At 40.8% G+C, this 17,771-nt stretch carries 13 protein-coding genes; 5 read left to right on the plus strand and 8 right to left on the minus strand.

The genetic code is table 11. The features are described 5' to 3' along the window. The first annotated feature begins 2 nt into the window (after nucleotides 1–2). The 4 genes from EAE93_RS07255 (at nucleotide 3) to EAE93_RS07270 (ending at nucleotide 5,004) form a co-directional block, all read left to right on the plus strand. Entirely contained in the window at nucleotides 3–1,718 is a 1,716-nt protein-coding gene (locus tag EAE93_RS07255; protein WP_250150929.1) for an ABC transporter ATP-binding protein, read from the plus strand. Continuing rightward, nucleotides 1,715–3,367 (plus strand): ATP-binding cassette domain-containing protein, encoded by a 1,653-nt coding sequence (locus tag EAE93_RS07260; protein ID WP_040153496.1) that lies wholly within the window; start codon nucleotides 1,715–1,717, stop codon nucleotides 3,365–3,367. The genes EAE93_RS07255 and EAE93_RS07260 overlap by 4 nt, the downstream gene beginning before the upstream one ends. A 91-nt stretch (nucleotides 3,368–3,458) precedes the next feature. Then, on the plus strand, nucleotides 3,459–3,725 hold the full coding sequence (locus EAE93_RS07265) for a hypothetical protein (protein WP_036805179.1): 267 nt from the start codon (nucleotides 3,459–3,461) through the stop codon (nucleotides 3,723–3,725). Between the two features lie 106 nt (nucleotides 3,726–3,831). Further along, entirely contained in the window at nucleotides 3,832–5,004 is a 1,173-nt protein-coding gene (locus EAE93_RS07270; RefSeq protein ID WP_214039404.1) for an alpha/beta hydrolase, read from the plus strand. A gap of 11 nt (nucleotides 5,005–5,015) precedes the next feature. On the opposite strand, the gene EAE93_RS07275 is transcribed toward EAE93_RS07270, so the two are convergent. The 8 genes from EAE93_RS07275 to EAE93_RS07310 all read right to left on the minus strand — a co-directional run bounded on the left by EAE93_RS07275 (nucleotide 5,016) and on the right by EAE93_RS07310 (nucleotide 15,859). Next, entirely contained in the window at nucleotides 5,016–5,246 is a 231-nt protein-coding gene (locus EAE93_RS07275) for a phosphopantetheine-binding protein (protein WP_036779738.1), read from the minus strand. Nucleotides 5,247–5,280: 34 nt separating this feature from the next. Beyond that, nucleotides 5,281–6,504, minus strand: a complete 1,224-nt coding sequence (locus EAE93_RS07280) for an ABC transporter permease (RefSeq protein ID WP_214039405.1) — start codon at nucleotides 6,502–6,504, stop codon at nucleotides 5,281–5,283. 2 nt (nucleotides 6,505–6,506) lie between these two features. Further along, complete coding sequence (locus EAE93_RS07285; protein WP_214039406.1) at nucleotides 6,507–7,172, minus strand: ABC transporter ATP-binding protein; 666 nt, start codon at nucleotides 7,170–7,172, stop codon at nucleotides 6,507–6,509. Continuing rightward, on the minus strand, nucleotides 7,156–8,313 hold the full coding sequence (locus EAE93_RS07290) for an efflux RND transporter periplasmic adaptor subunit (protein ID WP_214039407.1): 1,158 nt from the start codon (nucleotides 8,311–8,313) through the stop codon (nucleotides 7,156–7,158). Before EAE93_RS07290 ends, EAE93_RS07285 begins: the two co-directional genes overlap by 17 nt. Nucleotides 8,314–8,337: 24 nt before the next feature. Then, complete coding sequence (locus EAE93_RS07295; protein ID WP_214039408.1) at nucleotides 8,338–12,729, minus strand: condensation domain-containing protein; 4,392 nt, start codon at nucleotides 12,727–12,729, stop codon at nucleotides 8,338–8,340. Nucleotides 12,730–12,746: 17 nt separating this feature from the next. Next, a complete protein-coding gene (locus tag EAE93_RS07300) occupies nucleotides 12,747–13,241 on the minus strand; it encodes a hypothetical protein (RefSeq protein ID WP_036779744.1) in 495 nt (164 codons plus the stop codon). Then, a complete protein-coding gene (locus EAE93_RS07305) occupies nucleotides 13,238–14,248 on the minus strand; it encodes a hypothetical protein (protein WP_036779746.1) in 1,011 nt (336 codons plus the stop codon). Before EAE93_RS07305 ends, EAE93_RS07300 begins: the two co-directional genes overlap by 4 nt. Before the next feature lie 546 nt (nucleotides 14,249–14,794). Further along, nucleotides 14,795–15,859 (minus strand): radical SAM protein, encoded by a 1,065-nt coding sequence (locus tag EAE93_RS07310; protein WP_036805186.1) that lies wholly within the window; start codon nucleotides 15,857–15,859, stop codon nucleotides 14,795–14,797. 254 nt (nucleotides 15,860–16,113) lie between these two features. On the opposite strand from EAE93_RS07310, the gene EAE93_RS07315 reads away from it, so the two are divergent. Beyond that, nucleotides 16,114–17,748, plus strand: coding sequence for a (2,3-dihydroxybenzoyl)adenylate synthase (locus tag EAE93_RS07315; protein WP_036805188.1), 1,635 nt, complete (start codon nucleotides 16,114–16,116; stop codon nucleotides 17,746–17,748). The last annotated feature ends 23 nt before the right edge of the window (nucleotides 17,749–17,771 follow it).

The following is a 17,771-nucleotide window of genomic DNA, read 5'->3' on the forward strand; positions in this document are numbered from 1 at the left end:
TGATGTCAAAGAATTTAACTGTATGGCGGATATTGCTACAGAGCGCCATACCATTTAAGGGGACAGTTTTATGTGCGTTTTTGGCCTTAGCCGTTACATTATCGTGCGATCTAAGCGGTCCTTATATTATTCGGAATTACGTTGATAAGGCGACATCAGGGACGACTGTTGATCAACTTATCATGTTGGCAATCATTTATGTTTTTATTGCGTCGATTGGTGTTATCGGTAGTCTGGTAACCAGTTACATGAGCACCAAGGCAGGTTGGGGTATTGCTGATACTATTAGATATAAGCTATTTCGCCATGTGATGACAGTTTTACCTGTATTGGAAATAGAACGACGATCGCAGGGGGAGTTGCTGGAAAATATCGAAGGTAATGCTGATATTATAGGAAAAACGATTTCTAAAGCAGGCTTCAAAGCCATTGCTAATTTAGCGCTGACATTAGGGACATTGATCATTATATTCAGCGTCATGCCTCAGGCAGGTATTGCCATAGCAATCGTCGTCATACTGGTGGCGTATGTATTGATTCAGTTAACCAGACTTTCTGTCCGTCGTTGGCTAATTGCGCGAAATGAAAAAGCCCGCATCTTTGGTTTTGTTGGTGATTCGTTACATGCAATGGATGATTTACAGCCATTGTCGCAGGCGCATTGGCCTGCCATTGCATTTCGTAAGATGCTGTCAATGTTGCTCAAGTTTGAACGCAGTGCCTATATTGGCGGCAGGGTTTTTTGGCCAATTACCCAGATCTTCTTTGCACTCTGTTTCGGTATAGGTTTTGGTTTTGGGCTTCAATTACTTGGTGTGGGCAGCTTAAGCATCGGTACATTAACGATGGTTTATCTCTACGTTGATAAACTTCGGGAACCGGTGGAGGATATGTCATCAGAAATAGAGCTGATACAGAAATTATTTGCTGCTTTGTCACTTTCGGCAAAAATGTTAAATGAAGGTACCCCAGATAAATCATCGAATAATTTATTGCCTGATGGTCCTCTCTCTATCCATTTCGATAATGTTGATTTCAGTTATAACGGAGAAGAAACGCAAGTTTTGCATGGCGTTAATTTTTACGTCGCTCCGGGGAGCAAAATTGGCATTATTGGTAGAACGGGAGCGGGAAAAAGTACCATTCTTAATTTGATGTGTGGATTTGCGCGACCCGATTCAGGAAGAGTGACCATTGGCAATGTCGATGTCTCAACCATTCAGCCGGAAGAGTTTGCGAAAAAGATTGCTGTTCTTAGTCAACGTTCTCATCTGTTTTCCGCAACGTTGCGGGAAAATTTAACGCTTTTCAGTAATGAAATATCTGACGATCAAATTTGGGAGGTTCTTCAAGAATTAGATGCGCTTGAATGGGTTAGGGCGCTGCCAGATGGTCTTGATACACAGGTTGGTACTAATGGTCTGATGCTATCAGCAGGAGAAATTCAAATGATAGCGGGCGCCAGAGTGATGTTACAGCATTGCTCGTTAGTGATTATTGATGAAGGAACTTCTCAGCTTGATCCCCGAACGGAAAAGAGTTGGCTGAAATTGCTTGAAAAGTTAAGCCGCAATTGCACCGTAGTGATGGTTGCACATCGCCTTCACACGCTTTCGGTCGTTGATGAAATTATCATTATCGATGATGGACGGATTCAACAACGAATCCCTGAAACAGAAGTCGCAATGTTAACGAGTAATCATGGGCTTATGGTATGACTATATCCAATGTATCAACTAAACTTAAAATGCTACCAGCCTTGACTGAGCTGATAAAAAAGTTTGCTCCTCTCTATTTCATTACCATGTTTGTGTGGACGTTAATGCATGGTTTTCCTCTGTTGATTGGTTACCAAATCAGCAAATTACTCGATAGAGCGATGAATGAGCCAACTAACCCTGTCGTCTGGTGGTTGCTGGCCTCTGCGATTGCGACTATGGTCTTGCGATCACTATTTCTATTCTTGGGATTAACCTTTGATTTTACGTTGATTTTCAAGGTCAGTGCTTACCTGAAGGAGCGGGTTTTGTGGGGAGTGAGCCATTGTTCTCACGATCAGAGACAGGCTTTTTCTCAAGGCGATATACTGAACCGTATTCGTGATGATAGTGATGAGATTGCGGAATTTCTGAGTTGGACCTCTGATTTTATTTACCGCGCATTACTTTTAATTATCGCATTAGTTGTGCTTATCAACACTGACATAATAACCACACTTGCTCTTATGCCTATGATTGTGGGCCTTTGGGTCGGGGCGATACTTAAACGCAAGGTAGGGAATTTACAGAAGAGTAAACGTCAATCGCAAGGGGACATTGCTGGCAAGATTACTGATGTCTTAACGGGGATACGCGACTTGCGTCTTGGCAACAAAATGGAAGGGCAGATTGAGCGGTTATCGCAGAAATTTGTCAATCGACGGGCTATTCAAGCCAAACATCAGGTATTTACTGACCTTCTTTCTGGGCTGTTCAAAAATATTGTCATACTTGGGACGTCGGCTGTTTTATTGATAGTGAGTAAACGAATCGTCGATGGCAGTTTTACGGTAGGTAATCTGGCATTATTTTTGACCTATATCGGCTGGATCAGTGAACAAATACTTTTCTTTGGTCGGTCAGTTGCCTATTACAAAAATGCTGATGTGTGTTATGGCCGAATTAGGCAGTTTCTGGCAAATAAAGTCGATAAAAAAGAAACCAAAGAATATGGACAAGATGAAATCTTACATAAGCTAAGTGTTAATCATCTAGCTTACTCAAAAACTCAGCCTCCTGTTTCGTTTGAGGCAACGGCTAATCAGGTTATTGGCATTGTCGGTGATATTGGTTCGGGTAAAACCACCTTTTTGCGTTACCTGATTGGTCTGGAAAAATCCAGTTCCGGCAGTGTACTGTGGAATAACCGAGAGGTTCTGGGCAATGAAAACTGGTGGCGGAATCCACGTATCGGATATGCCAGACAGAAAGCGGGTTTTTTTGGTGGAACCGTAAGGCAAAACCTCGCGTTGGGTGATAAGGATATCGATGATGATGTCATGGTGCGGGCGCTGGAGGCGGTAGGTTTAACGCCCGGCTCATATGAATTACCAGAAGGGCTTGATACCGTCATTAATTCTGGCAGTGCCGGTCAATTATCTGGCGGCCAGCGTCAGCGTTTGGCATTGGCCCGGATGTTATGTCGTCCCGCTGATGTTTATATTGTTGATAACTGCGATTCGTCATTAGATACGGATACGGCTCGTCGTTTATGGACTGTTTTACCTGAGCACTGGCCTGGTTTGTGGATTGTTGTTTCACATAATGCCGATCTTCTCGCTAAAGCGGATCATATTGTCACCGTTCAACAACGGAGAGAATTAGCATAATCCATTGGATATCCACTCCTGGCTAAGTCGGTAGGAGTGGATGTCAATAATGAAATGGTATATATTTTTTTATATCAAACGAGGAGGGGCTATGGGTAAACAAGCTGTTTTTACTATGAAACTTGAATCAGATCTGCGTGATCACTTTATGGCTGCTACGGCGGCAGAACACCTCCCAGCTTCTCAAGTTGTCCGTGAACTGATGCATGAATATGTCCAGCGTCATAAATATCGTGCTTTCCTTCAGGAAAAGGTTGATATCGCACGCCAATCTGTAAAAGAGGGTAATGGTGTTGAACATAGCGACGTAAAAGCGATTTTTGCGGCTCGAAGAGAACAGGTTAAAGCTCGTAAGTGAACGTGATTTGGACACTCAGGCGCTATTGACTGGTTTATGAGGACTATCTGGATTTTAGCTTTAGTACATACATCGCGGTTGTGGCCGCAAGAAGTTGAGTAATTACATGCTTATTAAGAACTTAATTGCCACATTGGAAGGTGAAATACAGATATTAATAACCACATTGCTTAATGAGCAATGGGAAACAGCCAGGGAATTAATGAATGAATCATTGCGTATGGCGGCTGATGATTTAGCTTTAACTGTATTGGCAGACAATTTGTGTAACTCAGATATCGATATTATTTATCACCAGCAAGGTGCTTGTCATCTGCGGCTAAATACCCTCAATGGAAAGTTTAATCTTTATATTGGGATTAAAGATCGGCAAATTGATTCTCTCACGCTATCTCGATGCCCAATACCTGATGCGTATGCAAAACAGGGTATTTTTATCGAAAAAACGTTAAAGACGTTTGGTCTTGGAGATGTCCCGGATGGTTTGATATGTTTGCCATCACCACATAATGTCAAAGCAGTTGTACTATTGCTAGCGGGTTCTGGTCCGCATTCGATGGATTATGATGTTGGGCCTAATCCACTGTTTCGTATGTTGGCGCATGAATTAAGTCAATATGGGATTGCGAGTGTGCGTTTTGAAAAACGTTATTACCGCATCCGGCAGGGAAATATGAACTCTGAGGTTATCGATCTTAATACGGAAATTGTTGACGATGCTTGTAATATTCTGACCGGTTTGATGGGACATATTGAATTTTACGATGTGCCAGTATTTCTGGTTGGGCACAGTTTCGGCGGATATGTCAGCCCATTAATTGCAAAAAACTTACGGCAAAAATCGGGTTTAAATGTTGCGGGTATTGCGATGTTGGCGGCGCCTTTCCGTAATTTACTCCGGGTGATTTTATCCCAATTATCCAGTGGGAAAGAGAAAGATACAGTATCTCTTGAGAGCTTTTTGTCAGTGCCGGAGAGTTATCTCAAACAGATTGAGAATTATCATGCATTTGACTGCTTAAACAGCTTGCCTGCAATGCCGTTATTCTTTGCCCAGGGAGATCAGGATTTCCAGATTTTGCATAATGTTGATTTCACGATGTGGAAAAACGCACTGCAAAATAATAGGCAGGCAGAGTTCAAACTCTACACTGGATTGAATCATATTTTATTGCCCACAATGGGGTGCGATGGTGGCGAGGATTATCTGCAACCAGGTCAGATCCCGGTGCAGGTAATTGCAGATTTGGCTGCATGGATCAGCCACCATTCGTCATGAAATAGACAGCGCTATTTATCTTTTGCGAGCAGTTTGATCCAATCGTTGATTGTCGGCCAGCGAGCTAAATCTGCAAAGTTGACTGGGTACCCTGCATAATTTAGCCGATCAACCAGCATCAGCATTTTTACCGAATCGAAACCGATATCGAAAAGATTTTCATCCTCCGGTATTGTCTCTACTTCTGGGTAAAGCGCTCTGATTTCTCGATGTAAAATTTCATAGATAAGCTGATTTTTCATTGTGTCTCCAAAAAGTTTTATGAAACGAAACAAGCTACAATTCTCTGATACCTTCGATTGGCGCTGATGCGGCTGCGCGATGTGATGGATATACACCAAATACTACGGTGATAAAGCAGGCTGCGAGGGAAGCGAGTAAAAAGGAATATAAAGAGAAGCCAACCGCGATATCAAATAGTAATAAAATTCTGAAACCGATAAATGAGAATAACAATCCTAATAGTGTTCCCAATAGTGAAATCAAAAATGCTTCGGTAAGAAATTGGTAAAAAATATCGGAATAACTTGCTCCTACAGCAAGCCGTATACCAATCTCTCTTCTACGTTCTCTGACACTAATGAGAATGATATTCATGACACTGACACCCGCAACAAAGAGGGTTACTGATGATATTGACAGCAGGAAAAGATTAATTTTTGATTGAGTTTCATGCAACGTTTTTAACAATTCCGTGGTATTACGTATCTCATAGCTTTGTTGATGTTTAAACCGTGATAATCGTTGTTCAACAGCGTATTTAACCGGCTCAATATGAGTGGCGTCTTTGGCTTTCAACACCATGCCGCTAGGAGGTGTGTGGCCGAACAGCCGTACCAGATAGCTGTTGCTTGGCAAAAATGCGGCATCATCGACACCGGCATCCATGCCTTCGCCTTTCTGTGTCAGGATACCGATAACTTGCATTGAGATGTCATTGATCTTGATGTTTTGCGCAAATGCGGTTTCTTTTTGTGGAAAAAGTCGTTCGGCCAGAGATGCTCCCAAAACAACGACATTTGCCAGAGCTGCATCGTCTTGTGGTGTATAAAAACGTCCACGATCAATCACCAGATTACGGATAATCGCGATATCTGCATTGGCGCCAATCAATTGAACATCAGCAGATCCTTGTGGAGAAACTATCGTTCCTGACGCGGTGTAAAACAGGGTGCTGTGACTAATATGGGGGTTATCTGCAAGTGACGTTATATCCTCTTGCGTCAGATAATTATTATGGGAATCGAAAGCGCCGTTTTTTTGTCCCTTGTATTTTACTGAAATGATATTACTTCCCATTGAAGAGACCATCTTAACAATATGATGCTTGGTTTCTGTGCCAATTGCTTGCATGATCACAATCGAAGCTACCCCGATGGCAATGCATAATAGGGTCAAGAAGACTCGTGTTTTATGAGCGGTAAGAGAGCGTGCCGCCATTTTGAGATTGAACAGGATAACGGTTAAATACGCATTGAATTTTAAGGTTATTTTACTCATGCTCATTGAGTCACCAAACAACCATTATCCAGATACAACTTGCGTTTGGCGTATTCGGCGACAGCTTGATCATGTGTTACCAGGATGATACCGCATCCATTATGATGTAATTCAGTAAAAAGCTGCATGAGATTGGTCGCATTAGTGGTATCTAACGCGCCAGTAGGTTCATCGGCAATAATAAACTTTGGATTGTTAATTAAAGCGCGAGCTACAGCAACCCGTTGCTGTTCTCCTCCTGACAGATGGCGCGGATATTTATCTAATAAATTATTAAGCTGGAGGCGATCAATTAAGTAATGGAAATGTTCTCTGTCATAATCGAAGTTTCTTTTTAAGTAATACATGGGCATCAAGATATTTTCATCAATGCGGTAGTTTTCCAGCAGACTATAATTCTGAAAGACAAAGCCAAAATATTTTCGCCGTAAAAGCGCCAATGAGTGAATCTTTTGCTGAGTCACCGTGAGATCGTTAATAAGATATTCTCCCGCACTGGCGATATCCAAAAGCCCTATTATATTCAATAAAGTACTTTTCCCTGAGCCAGAACGACCAAGAATAGCAATATAATCATTCTGGTTTATGGTTAAGCAAATATCTTTCAGGACAAGATGCCGTTTACTCTCATTGCCGTAGGTTTTGCAGATATTATTTAGCGTTATCATTGTTACTACCCCCAAGATTATCTTGTTTAGCAAGTACAACGATTTGCTCATTATTCTGCAATCCACTGACAACGACTGAACGTCTTCCGTCGTTATGGCCGATCAGCAATTTTCTTACAACGATGTTTCCATCTTTCATCTCACGTAAAAAATAGGTAGTTAGATCATTGTTCAAAGGTTGATGCCGTTTATTATTCAGTATGTCGCTGGGTATGGTCACTACTCCGGTGCTTTCGTGGGTCACAATAGTGACATCCGCACTCATACTGGGTTTGAGCAGGAGATTATCATTAGGGACATCAAAGAGCACCGTATAATAGACGGCATTATTAATGAGATCAGGTTTATACATAATCTTCTTAACATTGCCGTGCCATATATGTTGATTTGCCCCATAGATCTTAAAGGCGGCTTTTTGCCCTGTCACAATTTGGTTAATATCTGCTTCGGAAACTTTTGCATAAACCGTCATATTTTTGAGGTCGGCAATTTGCATGAGAACCGGTGTCTGTTGATTGACATTCAGCGTTTGCCCCGGATCGACATGGATTGCAGTCACTACACCGGCAATGGGTGAATAGATTTGGGTATAACTGAGGCTGACTTCTTCACTATGCAAAATATGTTCATTCTGTCTGATATCTGCCTTGAGGCTTTCAATTCTTGCCTGACTTTTTTTGACGCCAAAAGCAGCCTCATCCAGCAGTTGTTGGCTGGTTGCGGAGCGCAGGTTAAGTTCTCTTTGGCGTTTTTCCGTGATGACCAGAAGTTGATAGGCGTATTGTTCCTCCTGCAACATGGCCCGCAATTTTTCTAGCCGCGCTCGGCTGGCCTCAACTTTAGTGCGATAAAAAGTATCATCAATGCTGGCGACCAGTTTACCTGCTTCAACGATATCCCCGACCTCAACATATAACTTGGTTAGCTGGCCTGAGATTTGGCTGCCAACATTGACTTGTCTGGTTGGTTGTGTAACGCCGGCGGCACTTACCGTAGTAATAACGTCACCTAATGTTCCGGTGACAATTTGTTCTGCCGTAACCGCAGACGTCTCTTTTTGGCGAGAGTTGTTATAAAGCACGGCAAGAAAAACGATCATGACGATAGTGATAACAACCCATTTCTTTTTTTTAACCAGCACAATCAGCATCCATTTTAATACTTGTTATCGTTCCGTATCGCCAGGCATCAGGTCATGCTGAGTGCCCATGCAATCCAATAAATCAATCAAAAATAGCCCCATATCACTGATGATATCTTCAGAGAAAATATCATCATCGTAGAGCCATTCCAGCCCTATTCCGGTTGGCAAATTGATCAGTTCGAGCGCAATATCTCCTTTAGGCTTGAGTCCTTTGATTTTTTCCTTGGTACAACGGGTTTCACCAAGATATAAACTGGTTTCAAATCCTATTTGAGAAGAAAAATAGTAGGTAACTTCCGGCAATTGCATACCGTGGTGGTGGTGAAGGTGTTGTTTTAAATACGCCAGTGAGATATTGGAATGAGTATTCGCGTCTGCCAGAAAATCGCGGACATACCGGGATACGTTAATCAACGAAGTTTCCGTGGTAACGTAGGGCAGCAGCAGTGTTGTTGCGAAGCTACCAACACTGTCAAACGATATGGGAGGAACGCGGTTGGCACAAGGAATACCGACGATAATCTCATCTTTATTGAGTAATGAATTAATAGTCATCAGAAATGCGCCAATCACAATATGTTCCAGAGTCACCGCGTATTTTTTCTGCGTGTTGGATAGTGAGGCAATTAATTGAGGAGACAACGGCATTGAATAACGTCGCCCCCGGCTCCTCTGATGAGCTTCTGATGTATCATTGCGCTGTCCGGCAGCCGAAAGTACATTGAACAATTTTTCTGTCCAAAAATTTAATGTTTCGTCTGACATGCGCTGATTGATGACATTAATACCTGTTTTCGTAGCGGCTTCAATTTTTGGTACATTATCGGCGTAAGCGGAAGATAATTTTTGCAGTACATGAGCAATCGACATCCCGTCACAAAATGCATGATGGAAATTTAATAAAAGGTAGTGCTCGTGCTCTGCTATTTTTAATAACTTAAAATATACCGGCGGATTATCTTGCAACGCCATCGGCTTAAATGCCATATCATTTAAGATTTTGCGTAATGAAATCTCAATATTAATGCCGGTAGCATGAGTTAAATCGATATATTCGAAAGGCAGATTCTCTTCGGCAGCAGGTGAGAAGGTTAAAGAGAGTTGCCCATCTGTTATGGTGACTCGTTGGCAGAGGGCAGGAAAATATTGCATGATATACAGCAAAGCGTAACGTAATTTCTTTAAATCAATCTCGCCGGTCAGATGATAATATAGCGGGATATTATGAGCGCCGGATCGATTAGAGATGGTATCGATAATCCAATAATATTGGTCGTGTTGCTCTGTCAGGCAAGTGCTATTTTTATCGGTTAAAACCGGTATTTGCCCTTGTTGAATGATAGATTGTAATAGATAACCTACTCTTGGGGCGTGATAGAAATCTTCCAGGTGGAGAGAACAATTAAAGCGTTGCTGGATCTTATTAATTAACAATAATGCTTTAAGCGAAGTACCGCCTGCGTCAAAGAAATTAGTCTCTTCATCAATAATGCTATCACTATCGCCAAAAACTTCCCGCCATAAAGTAAAAAATATTTCTCGTTTTTCCCCTTTAATTTGCGAAATATTATCTTTTTTATTCAACTCCGACACTGGAGAAGCATCGTTGGATGCTGCTAGTTCGACAATAAAAGGTACTTGCAATTTTGGATAACATCCACGCAAGAATGAGACGATTTCGTGACGTGTAATTGAGTAGGAACCATCAGGTATAAATATATTAATATATTGGTACCCAGTCTCATTTTCTTTGATAGTTAAATGAATGTCATCAATATTAATCGCCGCTGTAAGTAATTTTTGCATTTCATCCAGATCGACACGTTTCCCGTCAATTTTACGCTCTTTATCCAGGCGGCCAATGAAATTTAAATTCCTTTGGTCATCGTAAAATCCACGGTCTCCGGTTAAATAATAGATTTCTCCATCGTTCAACTGTAAGAACTTACGTGAAGTTGACTGATTATCGTTAATATATCCAGTACAGATAGAATCGCCACGAATGCATATTTCTCCACTACTGCCACTAATGATCTTATCAGTTCCATATTCCCGAATAACGATAGTGGTATTTGTTAGCGCTTTACCAATGATATTGCCGGGTTGAAATTTATCATCTATGTTGTGACAGCTAGCTACAACGCAACATTCTGTTGGGCCGTAAGAATTAATTAGGGAAATACCACATCCTACTTTTTCCAACCAATGATGAATGGCTTTATCCATTGCCAGATCGCCACCGATAATTGTCATTCTAATCGAAGGGGTGAGTTCTTTAATCGCTGCATGTAGGAAAAAGACAATTTGATGCCAATAATTGGTAGGAAAGTTAACTATAGTGACTGATTGTGCGTGGCAAAATGAAAATAGCGCATCAAGCTCAACGATCATGTGATCGTCGGCAATCGCCAATGTAGCGCCTTGATAAAAACAGCCGAACACCTCTTCAATATAAGCATCAAAAACCGGGGTGCTGAAATTGAGAATAACGTCATCTTGTTTAATACCATACTGCGTTGTCATCGCAGCTAAATAAGCATAAAGCCCCTTAAATGTTATTGGTACTGCTTTCGGTACACCAGTGGTGCCTGAGGTAAAAAAGATATAGGCTTCGTCCTCTTGAGTCGCGGGACGTTTTATATCATTCCCCAGGAATATCTCGGAAGGACGAGTCTCTATATCTTCAATAAAGAGAAGATGCGTATTATTAATACTGTTTACTTTTTCATGATAACGTCGGGCAGTAATTAATAAAGAAATATTCAGGCCATCTAATATGCTGTTAATTTCCTCTTGACTGAATGTCATATTGATTGGGACAAAACATAATCCCGCAGTATGGATTGATAATATAGATAATAATGACTCTACCCCTCTGGGTAATAATACAGCTACCCTTCGGTTTTGTAGCGGGCAGGATAGTAGTAGTTGACTGAAAGTTAATAATTTGTGGTAAAGTTCGTGATAATTAAGGCAATGCACACTGCTTATTTCTGCTTGATTCCCATAAATGACTGATTTTTTATCCGGCGATATTTCAACGACTTGTGCTATTCTGGCAAGAATACTCTCTTTGATCGGATGATGAGTGAAAATATTTTCTGGGTTCCACAGGACTGAGGTAATATTATCTATTGGTTTAATTTCTTTATATTTTTTCCAATATGCCTCGACCGTTTCATTAATATTTTCTGCAATAATGCTATAAATACGTAAATAATCGTCGATCAGAACATCAGCGGCAAAATGACTGTACAATCGGCTCCCCACATCCAATTCAACTAATGCTGATTTCTCATTAGGAGAAAACCGGATGTTAATACCATAATTATTGACTGCGCCGGAAGTCATACAACCGCGAATAGCGCGATTATCTTTCATGAGATCATGTTCAAGCTCATGCAGCAGATTAACATAAGGAGCGGCAGTGAATTGATCTGCTCGATTGATTGCCTCATCGTTTAAATCGTTTATATCAATACGGCTATGCTTGCTATGCAGACTCATTTGCGACTGCATTGCTACAAGGATCTGTTTTATTGTTGCCTGAGGAGTTAAAGAAACCATCAGAGGTAACGTGTTCATTGCCGGGCGATAATAACAGTATTCTCCTTTGTCGCGTCGGTTAGAGAAAGGTAAATTAATGATACTTGTTGATAAGCGACCTCGTTTGCTCATTTGCAGACATAAAGCCAGTATCATCATGAATTTATCATTAAAGGTAAAACTACCGTTGTTTGCAGTGAGCGGCCGGCTTACCTTAATTGCTTTTGAAGGAAATAGGCGTTTACGGGCGTAATCCTCTAATTTGGGCAGTTGGTTGAGATAATTATTCCAATACTCTTTGTTGTTGGCATAATGCGCGTTTGCTTTATATTTAACATCGTTAAGGTAAGCCTGATAGGTAAAAACAGGCGCTGATGTTGGGTGGAATGTTTGCCGTTCATAGCAAGACAAAACATCGTGAATCAACTGACCTATGCCCCAATAATCTGTGGCGATATGGTGAGCGATGATTCCCCAAAAACAGCACCCAACATCATTAAAGTAAAGATAATGTCTTATCGTCACCCCTTTTTCAGGCGCTAGCGGTTGAGTTGTTCTCTTTGCAAAATCAGCTTTTGCCGCTGGTTCTACTGCTGGATCTGACAGTTTTATTGGTATAACTTCGACCGGCGTAGCGCTCTTTTCCTGAAAAATATTGTGTTCGGCAATACGGTAACGTAAGGAAAAACCATCATTGAATTGATGAATGGTAATAATGGCCTGCTTCAATTTTGCCAGGCTAATATTATCACTGAAGCTGACGAATTCACCGACATTAAAGACAGATTTATCGTCAGCAACAGTATTAGCGATAGCTAAGCGGAGCTGTGTATAATTCAACGGCCAATGATTGTCACGGTATTCCATTATCTTGTGGCTCCACGCTATATTTTATCTTGCAACTCGCCTTTTATTTTTTCAAAAATAGATTCATCTATGCATAACCCAATATTACCTTCTGAGTTAAAGCAAATCAGAGGGCGTTTGCTTACACGTAGAATGAAATATTTATTTTTTCCCTTGTGATAGTATCCAGACGAATAATGGATAATATGTATACCATTACTGCGACTGAAATCTTCCAGGGAAACGCCTTCTTCCCGGCGTAATGAGGAAATAACCCATTCGTGTGAATATACCCCGGACTTCATCAATAATTTTTCTTCCTTGACCACGGCTTTATTTGATAACAGTTGATAGCCTACAAATAAGGCAATGATGACAAAGAGAGTCGTCGCGATACTTGCCGCCAGCTTATTGGGATTATTGTTACTGAGCCAGTATGGTACAGGCAGAAAAACTAAAGCGATCAGGACGAGCATAGCGACATTCATTAATATGACTTTGAAGTCTGGATTTAATCCCACGATATTATTCATGCTGCTGCCATTCCTAAAGATAATTCGGTAAAGAGATGAATCACTTCTTTGCGCTCTTCACGTGTTGCGGGCAGATTGATATAACCACACTTTTGCGCTGCAAACAGGCAAGCGGTGATCTCCCTTCTGACAGCTTCTTTGACCAGTGTATCGACCATTTCTTGGTTGTTATAGAGTCTGGCAAGATGAAGAGAAGCCGTGCCGGTTGAAAGGTCGCTATGATCAATTTTGGGTAAATAATTTGCCATACATACAGTAACCGCTGTTTGTACCGCCAGGCTTAAGTAGGCTACTACGTTAACTGCCGCCGCCGCATTCACTGCTGCGACAACTCGGGTGCCGACAGCCACGTTGACCGCAGCGACGACATTGGCCCCTACCGCAAGGCGAGCAATCTCAATACTGGTGTCATCTGCATGGTTTAAGGGTTCCAGAATTTCCTTCAGCCGGATAAGAGGAGGACTGTTTGTATCTTGGAGCTGGTAGGATTCGATGTTTTCTTTAAAATGTGCGAACAGGCTGGCATCTTGATTGAGATGGTGATTGATTCGGCTTCTCAGACTTGAGCCTCTTTCGTTTAAACCATAGGTTTTTAGGTGGGAAAAGAGGGCTTCATAGTCGTTGGTTTTTACCGCATTCATTAAATCTTTATCATAAGTGATGAATAGCAGTAATTCCTCCGCGGAGCCGGGGCTAACGATATCTTTGTCTATGCCAAATTCAGCCAACACTTTTTCCGGCGACTCCCGGTATTCTAATGCCAAATTGGGCTGCTGTTGTAGGGTTTCCCAGAATCGGTTATAGGTGATGATCTCTTCCCAAACTTCAACCGGAAGTTTAGCGTTTGACATTGACAACCTTAGCTTATTTTCTTCAACCTCTCCCGGAGAGAGTAATGAACGTGGCACGCCAAAGAGGCGGTTACTATCAGTGCGAGCGTTAACGGTGGGTATAACACTGCCAATAGCTGCGCCGGCAGCCACGCCAATAAATGTACGTCTTTTCATAATTCGTTCCTTTATAAGTTAACGGAATTCTTTTTTTATTGAGCGTTATATAAGATAAGATGTAACCTTTCCTTATTAAGTTTCTTCATTACTGAGATAATTTCATTAAATAATTATTTAACTGATATTTCTTACCTGCGATATTCATTGTGAGTATATATTATGATTACCATAACAGGATTTGGGTATCGTTCCTGATACTCAATGGAAAAACATTCAATAGGAAAACATGGAATAATTTACCCTCCGTTAGATTAAAGGTCAGACGATACTAACTATTGGCTGGATGGTGACATTTTGCAATAGCTTAGTGGATTAAATTTATATTTTGAGCGTTTAGACTAAACATATTTTGTGACAAAAGGCACTTATTTAGAGTCCGATCACAAAATAGTAAGTAAAAATATTCCTAAAGAAGAATAAAGCCTTTCCTTGATTACCACCTCATTCAATAAAAATTTTCTAGCCGAAAAGGAGTTATTTTGCTGATATTCGTTAGTAATAACGTTAAAATTTGGATTCGATCTTGTTGTATTTTTCATCAAACTATTCCTCAGTTAAGTTAATGGTATTTTTCTCTGCTGAGTAGTAGATGAGATCCAGTCTTTCTTTAGCATTAAATTTCTTCATCACGGGAATAATTTCTTTGTGATAATTATCTAACAGATTCCGGCGTGTACCTTCGTCTTTATGCAAATGAGCACAGGCTTGGCAGGGATGAACGATTTTTTCCAGATTAATGTTGCTATCCAGCGGGCGATATTTTTTTAGGATCTTGTATGGTCCTTCTGTCCTTAACCATACTTTCATAAAATCTTCTTCCTGACCTTTAAAAAGCTGAGATACATCGCCCCCTTGCAAACGGCCAAGTTTCATTTCGGGAATATGTTCTAATGTTAGCCCACAACAGGCGGAAATTTCACCGTGTGGTGTTAGTACAATATTTTCAAAGACCTGATCGCACCCTTTTGCCAATTGTTGATCCCGGTTTGGCACATCTTTTCGTTCTTCACTGGTGTCATAGAACGGCATCCATGTATTTCGTTGTAAATTAATCTTGTTTTGTTCTTTCAGGCGCTTAATGACCGGGTTCTGTGTGATTTGCGTTGCAATGGCAGAATCAGCGGTATCCTGTTCTACTGTAATCAGTGTTGTAATGTTTTGTTCGGCTAATGCTTCTGCTGCTGCAACTACGCTGTCAAGAGGAATCCATTCACTGTGATCTTTCCCGGTGCTGATGTTCATCTCTGTGATGCCGGCATCTAGTAAATCTTGGGCGATCCTTTGCGCCTTCTCTCTATTTTTTCCCCAATAACCATTAGTCACGCAACGGGTTAATAAGCCATGATCTGAGGCAAAGCGAATAGCTTCAATCAGATCTTTACCCAGTAGGAAACATTCACCACCACTGAAAACGACGAGCTTTAGCCCCGGAAAATTCGCTTTTGAGTGTGTAATAAATTGTTTAATTTCATCCAGGCTTAAACGTGCTTTTACAGAGGGATTACATTCAAAACAACATTCTTTGCAAGCTGCATTGCAAGTATATGTTGTGATCACAGTGGCAGTATTCGGATATTGCTCCCAATACCCGGGAGGAAAGCATGACATAATTTACCCCTTTTAAATTAAAGGTTATACGTTACTAACTATTAGCAGTATAAGTTTATTTTGCAATATGTTGGGTAATATAAATTTGTATTTTGAGCGCTTGCACTAAGTATGACCTGTTACGAAATGTATTTATTTAGAAGCGGCTCACAAAATAGGGATCGAAATATTTCTGGTTGAGGGTAAAGTAAATATGTATAAACAGTAGTTGGCGATTGTTCAAGGTATTGAATATTATTGTAAGGAATAAAATCATGTCTATTGAATTTACACCCTGGCCGGTTGAATTAGCCGAACGTTATCGTGAAAAGGGTTATTGGTTGGGTAAACCCTTAACTGACATACTTTATAAACAATGTCAGATACAACCTGAAGCAATTGCTATTATCTGTGGTGACCGTAAATTTAGTTATCATCAACTTGATCAACAATCCTCTGCATTAGCTACAAATCTCACTTTAGCAGGAATAAAGCGAGGTGATACTGCTATCGTACAATTGCCAAATATAGCTGAATTTTATATTACGTTTTTTGCGCTCTTGAAAATGGGAGTAGTACCTATTAATGCATTATTTAGCCATAATAAACTTGAGTTACTTGCTTATGCACAGCAAATTGATCCAAGTTTGATTGTACTTTCATCAGAACATTCACTTTTGCAGAATAATGATTTCCTGGAGCAATTAAAAACAGATTGTCCACGGTTGAGAAATATCGTCGTTGATGGTCGGAAAATACAATATGTCAATGAATTATATACCAATGAATTAAAGCCGTGGTTAGAATCGACAGATTTACCTTTGAATTTTGAGGCGACACGTTCAGATGAAGTCGCTTTTTTTCAACTTTCAGGTGGGAGCACAGGAACACCTAAATTAATTCCAAGGACGCATGACGATTACTATTATAGCATTAGACGTAGTGTTGAAATTTGTGAGTTGACACAACAAACCCGTTATCTTTGTGCTTTGCCGGCGCAACATAATTATCCGTTGAGTTCTCCGGGGGCGCTTGGCGTATTTTACGCTGGCGGTTGTGTCATATTAGCAACAGATCCTGGGCCTACTACCTGCTTTCCACTAATACGTGAACATCAAGTCACAATGACCTCACTGGTGCCATCGGCCGTCGCGTTATGGATTCAGGCGATTAGGAAATACGAATATTCACTGGAAAGTCTTCAACTATTACAAGTCAGTGGAGCAAAGTTAAGTGAAAGTGTGGCGCGAGTGATACCGAAACTTTTTTCATGTAAGTTGCAACAGATTTTTGGTATGGCCGAAGGGTTAGTATGTTATACCCGGCTTAATGACGATGATGAACGTATATTTACCACTCAGGGGCGTCCAATGAGTGAAGATGATGAGGTACGTATCGTTGATGATAACGGCAATATACAAGCGCCAGGTTCGGAGGGGATGTTAATCGTTCGTGGGCCATATACATTCCGGGGATATTATAAAAGCCCGGAGCACAATTCGAAAGTATTCGACAAAGAAGGTTTTTATTATTGCGGTGATTTAGCTTATATGACTAAAGAGGGTTATGTATGTATTATCGGTCGTGAGAAAGATCAAATTAATCGCGGCGGTGAAAAAATTGCTGCGGAAGAAATTGAATCTTTGCTACTCAAACATGAAGGTGTTATCCATAGTGCTTTAGTTGCGATGCCTGATCCTTTGTTGGGGGAAAAAAGTTGTGCTTTTATCGTGGCGGCTGATCCGAATATAACCGGGTTGCAACTGCGGAAATATTTAAGGGGGTTAGGAATCGCTGAATATAAATTGCCTGATCGTTTCGAGATGATTGATGTTATGCCTGTTACACCGGTTGGAAAGACCAATAAATTATTATTAAGAAAAATCATTCGAGATAAATTAGAAAATTAATTTAATGACATGAAGGTATTGAA

Origin of the sequence: Photorhabdus akhurstii (assembly GCF_018448925.1) — a bacterium.
GTDB classification, from domain to species: Bacteria; Pseudomonadota; Gammaproteobacteria; order Enterobacterales; family Enterobacteriaceae; genus Photorhabdus; species Photorhabdus akhurstii.